The organism is Alteromonas sp. Cnat3-28 (genome assembly GCF_022348265.1).
Lineage (GTDB): Bacteria > Pseudomonadota > Gammaproteobacteria > Enterobacterales > Alteromonadaceae > Alteromonas > Alteromonas macleodii.
This window is the reverse complement of sequence record NZ_JAKREY010000003.1, coordinates 181227-193795: the sequence shown is the minus strand read 5'-3', so window position 1 is coordinate 193795 and position 12569 is coordinate 181227. Positions and strand designations below refer to the sequence as shown.

Here is a 12569-nt window from a genome sequence, read left to right as displayed (position 1 = left end):
AGTTCTCTCGGCTGCTGTAAATTTCATTTCATTAGTCTAGTGAAAAGACAGGCTATAGAAGACTCAGATCTACTTTCTCTTATTTTGATAGTGGTTTCTTTCCACTTCTCATAGTATTCTAAAGCGCGCTCCGGGTTATTGGCTAGTTCCTCAAAAAAGTCATAAAAATCAGTTTTCTCTGATGCTAATACTCCAAATTCACCGTACTTTTCTTTGATTGCTCTATGCGACTGGTTAGTTGACGTTATTAAAGGCTTTGCCGCCGCAAAAGCATCTATAATACTACCACTTGATACGTAAGAAACTGAGGATGGCAAAGGAAGGCAGACCAGATCTATTTGTCGAAGAAGTTCTACAAATTTCTCTCTTGCCAAATGTGTTTTACTCGGTGCTATGCAGAGAGAACTTGTGTCGAAGTCAGCGGCTTGAGATGAATTTTCCTTACCAATTGCATAAAACTCCAATCTTGAGCTACTGAATTTTTTGGCAATATCGCAAAAGGTATCGAACCCTTTACCGCGCCCGCAGTGGCCCAGAAAGGCTACTTTTATTGGGCCCTCTAAGTTTGGGCTTGTTGGTGGTAACCATTCAGTTTGAAGTACAGGGTGTTCAATAACTTCCACGGAGCCCTTCATAGCAGGTGCTATATCAACAATAACTTCGTCAAGGCCTAGCTCCAAAACAATTAACTTTTGATTTTTTGGGAGGCCCCGTTTAAGCACAGAAATATAGTCGAAGTACCGCTCTATAGGATTTCGCGATCGCCAATCCATACTTATACCAAGTTGATTGTGCTGCAGATAATGGCATTCGCCAGGCATTTTCTTCCAAAAACGTTTCATCACATTAATCATTGGTGCTCTGGCGCCAAGTATCGTGATCAGGCCGATATTTTCGAGGTCAAAATTCTCTTTGATCCAGTTTGTGTAGAATTTTGCTGCCTTTCTTCCATAAATAGGATGGTGGTGAGAGTGGCCTTCAAGCAATTCATCAAATTGAGGAACAACTTTAAATTCAACATTTGGAAGGTGCTCTATCGTTCTTTTGAGGTTTTTAACATGTCCACTACATGCTGCAAACACGATGCGCCTTGAAGGAAAAGCTAACGACACAGCTTTTACATACCCTTCGTTAAATGGAAGGTGCATCTCACTATGACTAACCATGTCAATCAATATAATTTCTTTTGGTATCACTGTAATTTTATCTTCTGTTGATTTTGCTGAGCAAATAATGTTTTTTGCAAAACGTACATTGCACCATTATGAGTAAGATGCCCATAATCAAATTGAATCGGCTCGTTTGCACCAAGGGTTTTTATACATTGGTCATTGCTGCACATAGCATCAATCACAGAAACGTAATTAACGTTGTGCTTTTTAGCGAGCGAAGCCAGTTTATCTTCTATTTTTCTTCGCTCAGAGAGCTTACTTACTTTGTCAATGGTTTTACTTTTTTCACCAAAGCGACTAAGGAGCTTCGGCAATGCCTGTTTGTATTCGGGTACCGGCCCAATAAGAAATAAGTTAGCTGCATAAGGCTTAATTGCATGGAGTGAACGGTCTATCTTTGGTACATCGACGTCCCACCAGCGGCCTGCGATGATGACTGCGTCGTACTGTTTATCACTTTGTAAGCGGCTGTAAGCTTTAGCCATTATTTGATAACAATATTCTTCGTTATCTATGTCATATACAGGGCGGCAGCCGGTAGCAGTATACTGATGAACATCGTGGCTAGGTAGAAGCTTTTTGAGGGCGGAGTAGTACTGAGCAGAATGACTATCGCCCATTAACAATATTTTTGGTGAAGTATCTTGTTCTTCTGGTGCGCACAACGTTTCGTTGAATTGCTCTTCTTTTCTAAGTGAAGCGGAAGTAATGAAGCATTGACCAGCACGCGCTTGCATATCGTAATTCAGCCATGAATCCATGTTTGTTTGAGATTTAGAATGAAAAAACGTGGTGTAGGCAGCTAAAATTAGAGGGAATGAAAGGACGGTCATGCTGCACCCAGCTACCCAAGCAGTTTGCTTGTTACGATTTTCTAAAGATATTTTTAGACATTTTTGCTCCACGAGCAACCAATTGAGGTAGCCTAAACAGACAGAAGCGCCAAACAGTATAATTTTATCGCTTGCAGTAAGCGTTGGTGAAATAAGAAGTTTGTAGAAAACGATGATTGGCCAGTGAACTAAATAGAGAGAGTACGAAATGTTTCCAAAAAATCTGCATAATGGGTTTGAAAGCAACCACGTTAAGCTATTTTGTGTGTTACCTGAGAGTAATAGCCCCATAGTAGCAATAGTCGGGAACAGTGCATAAAAACCTGGGAACACAGTCTGCTCTGTGAAAAACACAAAGCATAGAAACAAAATTAAATAACTTGAAAAGGCAATTATCGCCGCACCGATAGCACTAGAAATTTTAAAATGCACAATGGCTAGTATACCTCCTGCCATAAATTGCCAAAAGCGGCTTGGAGACATGTAAAAAGATGCTGAGGGAAAGTGTTCGAGCAAAAGCTGACTAAGCAAAAAAGAGACTGCTGCTACTGCTAGGAAAAGATGAACGCCTTTATTTTTTAATTTGGAGCAAACTAAAAGAAAAGCTGGAAATACTAGGTAAAACTGCTCTTCGACGGATAAAGACCAAGTATGTAGCAACGGGTTAAGCTGCATTTGTGGTGCGAAATAATCACTTACAGAATAGAAATAGATATTAGAAATGTAAAATAGTGAACTAATTGCGCTTACGCCAAAGTGTGTAATTTCGGTATTTAAACCAAAAAATACAATTGCTATGAAGCTACACGCCAACACAGATGCATAGGCAGGAAACAGCCTTCTGAAACGTTTTGCATAAAATGAAGAAAATTCGAAGTTTTTATTTGCTAGTGCAGGCCATATATTGCGAGTTATTAAATAGCCCGAAATAACAAAAAAAATATCGACCCCTATAAAACCACCACTAAATCGTGGGTCAATATGGAATATGAGAATTGCTAGCGCGGCAATGGCTCTTAAACCAGTTATGTCGTGCCTGTAATGGGGGAGGTGAAAGGATGTCATAAAATTACGCTTTCTTTCGCGTTCGCTATCAAAATGCTGCGCACATTTTGATAAGTTTTCTCACATTCTTTAAAAAACTCTGAGCGCTGGTAAGGCAAGTTAGTTGACGTGAGTTGTGATTGAATTATCTCCCCTTTCATTAAGGAACTTGACGAGTCTCCCGCTTTTGCCTTACCTGTGTTGCGCATTTTTTCATATTGTGGTGATAGCGGAGTTTGCAGTTCAAGAAATTTTGAAAAGGTATTGAGTGTAGACGAAGGGGTCACTTTAACTGCATCAGCATCAAAATACAGATAGGTGACGGTACCCATCAATGCGATTTTTGCTAGTAAGTTTAAACGTTGACAATAATAGGCAGCTGCCTTTTGAGGTTGCGTAAACTCATGCTCAGGGTGCGCTTTTTTATACAGTGATACTATGCTTGGAATAGTGTATTCCGGCGCCCGAATACCCATTATGAGCAGAGTATTTGGATGTTCGAGGATGATGTCACTAATGTGATGTTCATTGTGAAGCAACTTGTCGAACATGTAATTACTATGTTTTTTAAGACTGTGATGTTGGCAGTACAACATTTTTTGACGCAACAAACTCCTTTCACTGTAGTATCCTATGTGCATCTCATAGTATCCGTTTATTTGAGGATGACTACCCAGTACATGCCCCACTAAACTAGTATTTGCACGCATGTGGCTCAGCAGAAAAACATGCTTTTTTGTGCAAAGAATGGAAGGTGACCGTATTGCAGACTTAAGCGCTTGAACATACGACATAACTTTTAATATTCCGTTACTTTATAAATTGTATAGGCTTCTAGCGAACGCAATGCTTTCAGTGAAAGAAGTTCCTCAGTTTCTTTAGATAAAGGTGTTGTAATTAGTACCGTAACACCAGCTAACTTGAGCGACGTTTTGTAATCATTAAGCTGTTCAGGAGTTAGCAGTTGAATGTTGTCTGTGAGAGCCTGAAGCTGTTTCCTAAACATAGTCTCGTCTGAAGTGAAATAAGGTTGTTGCCAATACAAGGGTCTCGATGCTATCAATGTCGCCTCTCTCGGCAGCATGGGTAGCATTTGTGCGACAAGATAAGATGCAATAATAATGTCATTCGGCGACGTCATTTTTACCGCTTCGCTTGCGGCATTCATGGCATAAGAAGGCACTTTTTGCGGCGAAACTCTCGTGGAGTACTTTTGTTGAAGTAAACCACTGTTTAAAACCATCATGAGGGCGGTAATGCCAAGAAGTACCGTATATGAAAGCACTTTTGCATATTTTTTGGCGATTAAGTCAGAAGAAAATATAAAATTAAAGAATGCGCTGGAATGTTGAATTATAAGTGCTGCACTTACTCCGAGGACTAGAGACAACGGAATACTCCAATGGAAACGCCAAATTAAATTTCCAGGGCCAACGGTACTACCTAAGAAGCTTGCTAAAGGATGACTAAAGCACAGTATAAAAATAAGACATAGCCAGCGAAGAGACAGCTGGCGTGTTGAGCTTTTCGACGTGTAGGTGAACAAAAGAGCGCTAAAGAGTAAGACCAATATAATAAATAACGAGTAATGATCACCAAAAAGCCAATACATTGAAGAAATTGGGCGCTTCACAGGTTCGGATAGGGGAATTTGGTTAAGATATGAGAGGTTGTTGCTTAAATAGTTCAGACCTTCAATTGAAAGAGTGGGCGAATATGCTTCAACATTTGCGATGGCATTTTTTACCACAATTAACATTGTTAAGTTGGGTAAACTCACGATGGCGAGTAAAGTGAGATTTTTAATTACTGTTTGAATTCGCCAAGAGCTAAAGGCGAGAACTGATACACCTGCAGCTATCCCGCTTATGTAGAAACCTGTGCTAGATACACCGCCACACGCGATCATGGCTGTACCAGTTGCCAGCAAGTAACGAAGGAGATTTGTTCTGCACCACAAAAACACCAAATAGCATGTAAGTGGAACAAACAACATTAAAAGCAACGCCTTACCTTGAAAAAATCTGGGGATAAAGAAAAAGCCATGCATGTGGTTGTGAGTGGACCACAACACTAAAAAACACAATGAGAAGAGGGTGCCGATAAGTGCATATCGAGGAGACAACTGGCTAATAAAGGCGTACGTTACCCATGGCACGAACGCTATTAATACACAAGGGGCTAGGGTGTAGTACCAAAAGAGGTGATTGGTGCCAGTGTAATACGACATAGTGGCAATGATTAGTTCCCAGCTCTGCCCAAGGTTTAGCGAGAATATGTGGTTTGGAAGCGACTGATTAAAAATCACATCAACAGAAAAAAGTGGCGCGTCTGGGTGCTTTAGTAGCCCTGCAATGTAAGACACAAAATGGGTATCGTCGGCATTGGTGGCGGTACTTAATAAATATAGAAGGATGAGTGTTGCGCTCGTTACCGAAAGCGCAAATACGTGGGCGGGGGGCATTTCCTTAGTTTTTAATTCCTGCACTTTTATTTTTTTTTCAGTAAAAAACAAAAGCCCTGAACAACCGAAAGCACCAAGTAGCCAAGCATAACTAAAACTTTCATCGAGCTTCAAAAGTATACTGACTAGAACAAAAGTAAAAGTAACTAAAGCAAGCCCAAATAAGGGGCTTTTTGTGCAAGCTTTAACATGAGGGCTTGATGGAGCAGAATACATCAATGAGCAGCGAAAAAGGTATAACTTAAAGGGAAAAATCAGGAACAAAGAAGCTAAAGTGATAACTGGAAATATTAGAGTAAATTCATAAAAAGAAATGCCAATATTTTGAAGTGGCCACAGAACAAAACTCGTAAAAGACACAAGAAAAAATAAAAAAGTAAATGTGAATTCAAACAACTGTGTGCCGTACTTGCTGGCTGACATTGATAAAGTAAGTCCGTTTGTAATTTTATTCTCCTAAGCTTACAAATAAATGATATAAAATTAAATGGAAAATTAGATATTGCTTAGGCTTGGCGAACACTCTTACTCTATTAGTCTCTTCTACGCTGCACAATCGCACAATTAACAAAGAGAGGGGCTCCTATCTGCATTATGCTAGCTCTTTAGTTAACCATTCATCATTTGATGTTTTTGTTTGTAATAGCGAACCATGTCGCTTTACAATTTAATATATAACTAAAAATAACTTCTCTTAACAATTGCTTGCTTAAAAAAGAAAGTGAAGTTTAAGCTAAAATTTTCATGACTTTGATTTAATCAAGTGGCATCACTCTTATCGGATTTGAGTAAAACATATAGTGATGCTGTTCAGGTTGAATACTCCTGCCTCTTAACCTAAAGACAGTGTTTTTTGATTGCGTTCTGTAGCGGTATTGCATGTGAAGCTGTGTAAGTTGCCCTACAACTTCTGACTTCAAAAGAGCAGGCTCAAACGGAACAACCTGTATATCATTTTGTTCAATGATTATAAGTTCAAGCTCATCTAGCCTAGCGGAATACCCTTGCCAATCTTTTTCGTTTAACGTTATTAACGCATTAATTTCAATGGCGTCTTTAGCGTCTACAGCGACAGTCTCGCCCATTGTGGCTGTCTTATCAGGTATTTTTATATAAAAATTTAGCTGGTTAACAAACTTTCCATGCTGTGCCCAAGTGTTTCCACTTCTAAGGGCCTGTAATATGTCGTTGTGACTGTTTGAACGGCTAAATAAATGGGTTGTGGAAAACTCACACGGCCAATAGTCTCCATCAGTGCTATGAAAGTCTGAACCTGCGCGAGCTCCCCATACATCATATCCTTGTTGTAGTAAGGTGTCCCACGTATTGCCGGGTTGAACTGCTGGATCCCACCTATGAATCGTTTTTTGTCGGAATGAATAGGCCCCGTTATTTGTGCCAGCCATTTTCTGATGACCGGGAGCGCCAGCAAAACCAATAAAGCTATCGCTTCTATCCATCCACTCAGCCAAGTCATAGGTATTCTCATTTTGCAAAACGTCTTTTCTGTTTGGATGGTTATAAATGACCACGGGGTTAACTGTTCCGTAATGCCCAATATTGTTTAGCCACTCGGCTGCGGATGATATCGAAAGCTGCTCTTTTTTTCGTCTACCGTAACTATCGAAACGAGATTTGAATTCCTCAAGGTTTGTTTGCAAATCTGGAGATTCTGGTAGCAACACGGTAGCGTGTTCTCGCCCCATAAAAGGGGGGACATTCCATTCCAACCCTGGCATTACTGTTAGATGAGGATATAGGTCGTTTACCTGTGTAATATCATCAAAATAGGTTGTTGAGGCAACGTCTTTCAAGTTGTAGTCGCCATGGTCAGTAATAGCAATGGCATCGCAACCAAATTGGCTTGCTCTTTCTGCTATTTCAGATACGCTTTTGTTTCCATCAGAATAGCGAGTATGGATATGCGTATCTATATTTAGCCAAATACCGTTTGCATAGCTACCGTTTATATTTTGTTTGGGAATATGGTGTTTTTCATTACTTAAACGGCGCTTGTTTTCACCCGAAGAATACAGTGGTAGTGATATAATTCGTTTATCTATTCGCGACTCGATTTCGTTATAAACACTCGAGCCAACGTAACCAATTATCTCATTAAATTCCTCGCCTCGAAAGCCCTCTGGTAAATCGTGAATAGCAGGTAAAAACAGTTCTTCTTTTGTTTGGTATGCCAGCAAGTCCTGTGCGTAAATTGCTGATTCATCGTTGCTGGTAACGAACTTGGAAAATGCCATACCCGCTTTGTCGGCTGCTAAGTCAGCGAAACTATAGCCGCTGCCCCCTTCGTTAGAATCAAGCAGCTCTTTTAATTCACCTATGCTTAGCCCGATATTTTCTTTTCCGACTTGTTCTAGTATTGAAGAATACAAGAAGTGAAGGCTTAAATCTCCTCTCCCATTTAAGGTTGTAACAGCTCTATAATTGGCATTAATTGATATATCGATATCTGATAGAACGGCAAAACGCTCGCTGCCAAAAACAATAGCAAGCGCCCATAGGGCAGCGCGGTTTTCCTCAACGGGGTCGGCGCCATCTAACGACGCTAGCTGGGCTTTTGCAAAAACTTGGCCTATGAAGAAGCTTAATGATTTATTAGTTTGCGACGTTGCAAGAATATGATCGATGTAAGCTTTTACAAGCACTGGCTTAGCCGTTTGAGATGGGGTCACGGCACTAGCAAGTTGAGATGCGGTTGATAAAGAAGCTTTAACAGCATCTTTAAAATTGGCGCTCTTCTTTGCATCAAATGAAATGGTATCGCCATTTGGTTTTGCAGAGGCAATAAGTGCGTTCACATTCTGCTTTATTTCATCGCCAAAAACTAACCACAACCCAGCGTTTAGTATTAGCTCTGCGATAAAAGCAGGGATAGGCACTTTACCAAGTTTACACCCAACCATAGCAAAACCGGAAAGCTCGTTGCCATAAAGGCAATAGCCGTTGATAAAAAGCGCGTTGGACAATATGGGAATACGTAAGCTGCTGGCAATATTCACCCCGAAACTGCTTACATTAATAGCAAAAGACGAGCCTTTTAGTGTATGCCCTGCAATAGCGGTTAAATCGTTAAGCTCTTCTTGGTTGAGTGTGAATTTAGCTTGTGTTTGATTTGAAGCCAACTGCTCCCACACTTTTTTCACCACGTTTTTTGCACTTTGGACTTGCTGTGGAGACACGTTTCCTTTTGGCGCGACAATAGGTGTTAGTGAAAAAAGTAATACGCAAATAATCGCAATAACCCCAAAGCGGATAAGTAGTTTTTTAATTAGCTTAGACACCCATTTCATGAAACGTGCTCTTATGTGCTGACTGCGGACGGGTAAGTGTTGCCGCTTTACTCAGGTAACGGTTTACGTTAGCTTATCACAATATTATCGAAGTGATTTATTTAGAGTAAACGGAATGCTCTTCCCTACATTTAGTTTCCTGTTTGTTTTCCTGCCGCTCACGTTTGTCATATTTTTCTGGCTCACAATTAAAAGAGGGTGGGTGTCGCAAGTTGCCGTGTTACTCACCGCATCACTCGTTTTTTATTTACTGCCAAATTGGGAGCACGCTTACATTATTGTAAGTTCCGTGCTAGTAAATTTTTTTATTGCGCGCTGGCTGTTACGATTACCACAGGGCACTGGGAGGTGGCTACTTACTGTTGGCGTAACATTCAATCTGGGTGTTATTGGCTATTACAAATATGCTTTTTTTGGAACCCAGGTTTTAAATGGACTTCTGGATACTCAGCTTTCGTTCAGCCAACACGTTTTGCCTGTTGGCATCTCGTTTTATACTTTTCAGCAAATCGCTTTTCTTGTTGATACATTCCGTTATCGAAATACGGCTTATCGCCTAAAAGATTATGCGTTATTTGTTACTTTTTTCCCGCAACTTATCGCGGGGCCGATAGTACATCACAGTCAGGTAATGCCCCAGATAGAGGCTATACATAAAAAGCCATTCAACTGGAGCTTGTTTAATATTGGTCTTGTATGGCTGGTTGTAGGCGTTTTTAAGAAGATTATTCTTGCTGACAACTTTGCCAAAATTGCCAACCCTGTTTTTAATCATGCAGACAAAGGTTTTGCATTATCGTTGGCTGATAGCTGGTCTGGTTCACTAGGGTATACATTACAGCTGTATTTTGATTTTTCAGCGTATTCCGAAATGGCAATAGGGTTAGCGTTCATGTTTGGCGTAAAGCTACCCTTAAATTTTTTCTCACCTTACAAAGCGCCCTCTATTGTGGAGTTTTGGCGTCGATGGCATATCACCCTTTCTACGTTTTTAAGAGACTACCTTTACATTGCGCTTGGCGGCAATCGCAAAGGCAAATTATTGAAGTATGTGAACTTGTTCATCACCATGCTGCTTGGTGGTTTGTGGCACGGTGCAGGGTGGGGCTTTATCATATGGGGCGCACTGCACGGGCTTTACCTTATTATTAATCATTTTTTCCGCTTTTTAGGGGTTACCCGCGCCATGCCAAAAGCGGTAAGTGTAGCGATTACTTTCTTTGCTGTGGTTTGCGCGTGGGTGTTTTTTAGAGCAGTATCAATTGAAGGGGCGTTTAACGTGCTGAGCGGCATGTTTGCTTTATCAGGTACAGAACCTAATAAGTTTGCTCAACTGTATCACTGGGTTTTTATTGCAATAGGTTTGTTCGTCGTATTTGCATTGCCAAATGTTAGCCAGTTGCTTAATTATCAGGGACCAGAGACTGCAGATGAACAAATATCAGCACGTTGGAGCGCAATACAGGTAAGCCGTATAAGCGCATTGCTTATTGGCTTAAGCATCGGGCTAGCTATTATGTTTATGCCTGAGCCTACGGTTTTTATCTACTTCAATTTCTAATATGAAAAAAGCATGGATTAGTGTTGTTGTAATAATTGCGCCAATATTTCTTTTCGAAGGAACGTTACGCATTTTTTACCATAGAGTGGATCTGCTGCGTCCCAGCTTTATTGCAGACGCAGAGTTGCAATACGCGATAGCACCAAATGCATCGGGCCACGACGCTTTAGGTTTTAGAAATCGCGAGTTCAAGAAAATACCGATAGTGGCCATAGGAGACTCTCAAACCTATAGCATTATCACCCCGCGAGGAGACAGTTGGCCTGCTCAGTTGGAGGGCGAGCTTTCTAAGTCAGTATACAATATGGCAATAGGCGGTTACGGGAGCCAGCAGTACAAGGCACTCACTGGTAAAGCGATTAACGAATTAGGCGCAAAGCATGTTCTTTGGGGAGTATTTCTTGGCGATGATGCAGCGCCTTATTCAACAAATGAATATCAACCATTAGAAGCTGATTTTAAAACATGGATGGAAGCAAATAGCTTCTTGTTTAACTGGCTATTTTATCATTGGCCAGGCGATATAGTGCGCAAAGTTAAAACTTCCCTTTCCCTAAATACAGCAAAGCAAGTAACGTTAGAGTTATGTAATTTAAAAACTTGCACGTCTATTCTAGTTGGCGCAAGAGATACGCTTTTAGACATCAATAGACCAAACGTAAAGCAAGGTGTTGAGCAGTTGCTTGAAAATATAGTGAGTGCTTCTAAAAGGGTGAAACTAACAGTGGTGCTAATACCCACCAAAGCCGCTGTACTGCAAGCCTATATTCCTAAGAATGATACGTCAGAGCGCCATGATGACAACAATGACGAAAATGCAGCAGTTAGAGCATGGCAGCACAGTATTCAACTAGAAAAAACACTCAGCAGCTATTTGAAGAGCCAGCTTAAACACGTTGGTATAACCGTTATAGATACGCTTCCTGCTTTGAAAGCTGCTGCCCAAGAACAACCTATTTATTTTTATGATTACAATGGGCACATTGGCGCAGCAGGCCAACGTGCTATTGCTCAAGAAATAGCACGTATAACAACGAAAGAGGTAGCGCCATGACACTGGCTCGGTTTTGGCAGGTGGCGTTATTTACTGCCATCACATGTTTAATGTTGTTTTTCTTTTTACCGCACAATAAATATGTTCGCTATCAGCTGCTTGATATAGGTGTTTATGCAAAGGCTAAATGGATTTACGAACGTGCGCACTTCAGCAACACGCCCATCGATATTGCTTTTATTGGCACTTCTCATACATTAAACGGTATAGACAGTGAATTAGTGCAGCGCCGTTTAAACGATAACGCTAACACAAAGCGCCATGTGGTAAACTTTGCAATTCCACACCTTGGCAGAGATATGCACTACACCCTTATAGATATGCTGTTATCTGAACACAAGCCGCAGGCCATAATATTAGAAGTAAGAGAGTCGGAAGCAAGAGATATGCACCCGGGCACGCATTACATAGCTGACTCATCTTCGCTAATTTATGCGCCACTTTTGGTGAACTTGCGTTATGCCGGAAATTTAATTCGTCAACCAAGCCGTAACTTTAAAGTAGCGCTAAACTCATTATTTCCGTGGTTGTCTCCATTTGAGTTTGAAAAAGACGCGAGCGCGGTGCCTAACCACAAAAACTATGCGTTGGATTTTCCTGACGATCGAACCAGACCACTCTCTCCAGGCAAGCAAAAACTTGATGAAGAGCGACAAAATGAAAACAGGGCGGCACCTTACAAATACAACGAAGTTTCAGACTTGAAATCGCTGCTATTTTTTAATGCTAACAATACCTATGTTAAACGCATTCAAAATTTAGCTGCCCAAAAGGGTGTTGATGTTTTTTACTTGTATTTGCCTGATTATGGAACTAAAGAATTTCCACTTAGAAATATCTACATAGAGAACTGGGAAGATATGATTTATCCGGATTTTCAGTTTTATCAAAACCCCGCTTACTTTAATGATCTTGGGCATCTCAATGCCGAGGGAGCAAGATTAATGTCTGAGTTTGTCGGGGGAGAGCTCGCGTGTATATTGGAAAACAAAAACTGTTACTCGGTTCATGAGCTTAATAATGGCGAAGATTCTTACTAATTAACACATGTAATAGGCGATAGTAATTGTAATGAGTGGTACAAATAACATAAAAAACTATTGAAGGGCTCATTTATCGAGACTTTAGTGATT

8 protein-coding genes are annotated in these 12569 nt (G+C 40.7%); 3 read left to right on the top strand and 5 right to left on the bottom strand.

The annotated features are described in order from the left end of the window. Window positions 1-23: 23 nt before the first annotated feature. The 5 genes from MHM87_RS04840 to MHM87_RS04820 all read right to left on the bottom strand — a co-directional run bounded on the left by MHM87_RS04840 (window position 24) and on the right by MHM87_RS04820 (window position 8821). The gene (locus MHM87_RS04840) at window positions 24-1175 is read right to left on the bottom strand and encodes a glycosyltransferase (RefSeq protein ID WP_239257912.1); all 1152 of its coding nucleotides are present in this window, start codon (window positions 1173-1175) and stop codon (window positions 24-26) included. A 17-nt stretch (window positions 1176-1192) separates the two neighbouring features. Next, window positions 1193-3070, bottom strand: a complete 1878-nt coding sequence (locus MHM87_RS04835; protein ID WP_239257911.1) for an acyltransferase family protein — start codon at window positions 3068-3070, stop codon at window positions 1193-1195. Beyond that, entirely contained in the window at window positions 3067-3600 is a 534-nt protein-coding gene (locus tag MHM87_RS04830; protein WP_239257910.1) for a hypothetical protein, read from the bottom strand. Before MHM87_RS04830 ends, MHM87_RS04835 begins: the two co-directional genes overlap by 4 nt. 248 nt (window positions 3601-3848) lie before the next feature. Continuing rightward, window positions 3849-5537 carry a hypothetical protein gene (locus MHM87_RS04825; protein ID WP_239257909.1) on the bottom strand — a complete coding sequence of 563 codons (1689 nt, stop codon included), beginning with the start codon at window positions 5535-5537 and terminating at the stop codon, window positions 3849-3851. Window positions 5538-6268: 731 nt separating this feature from the next. Further along, window positions 6269-8821, bottom strand: a complete 2553-nt coding sequence (locus MHM87_RS04820) for a PHP domain-containing protein (RefSeq protein ID WP_239257908.1) — start codon at window positions 8819-8821, stop codon at window positions 6269-6271. 202 nt (window positions 8822-9023) lie between these two features. On the opposite strand from MHM87_RS04820, the gene MHM87_RS04815 reads away from it, so the two are divergent. The 3 genes from MHM87_RS04815 to MHM87_RS04805 are packed head-to-tail and all read left to right on the top strand — an operon-like array spanning window position 9024 to window position 12476. Beyond that, window positions 9024-10382 carry an MBOAT family O-acyltransferase gene (locus MHM87_RS04815; RefSeq protein ID WP_239257907.1) on the top strand — a complete coding sequence of 453 codons (1359 nt, stop codon included), beginning with the start codon at window positions 9024-9026 and terminating at the stop codon, window positions 10380-10382. A gap of 1 nt (window position 10383) precedes the next feature. Beyond that, a complete protein-coding gene (locus tag MHM87_RS04810; RefSeq protein WP_239257906.1) occupies window positions 10384-11436 on the top strand; it encodes a hypothetical protein in 1053 nt (350 codons plus the stop codon). After that, window positions 11433-12476, top strand: a complete 1044-nt coding sequence (locus MHM87_RS04805; RefSeq protein WP_239257905.1) for a hypothetical protein — start codon at window positions 11433-11435, stop codon at window positions 12474-12476. The genes MHM87_RS04810 and MHM87_RS04805 overlap by 4 nt, the downstream gene beginning before the upstream one ends. Window positions 12477-12569 lie beyond the last annotated feature (93 nt).

What these genes read in the sequence shown, in the direction of transcription:
- MHM87_RS04835 (WP_239257911.1), bottom strand. Translation starts at nt 3,070, where the DNA reads ATGACATCCTTTCACCTCCCCCATTACAGGCACGACATAACTGGTTTA.
- MHM87_RS04830 (WP_239257910.1), bottom strand. Translation starts at nt 3,600, where the DNA reads ATGTTCGACAAGTTGCTTCACAATGAACATCACATTAGTGACATCATC.
- MHM87_RS04820 (WP_239257908.1), bottom strand. Translation starts at nt 8,821, where the DNA reads ATGAAATGGGTGTCTAAGCTAATTAAAAAACTACTTATCCGCTTTGGG.
- MHM87_RS04810 (WP_239257906.1), top strand. Translation starts at nt 10,384, where the DNA reads ATGAAAAAAGCATGGATTAGTGTTGTTGTAATAATTGCGCCAATATTT.
- MHM87_RS04805 (WP_239257905.1), top strand. Translation starts at nt 11,433, where the DNA reads ATGACACTGGCTCGGTTTTGGCAGGTGGCGTTATTTACTGCCATCACA.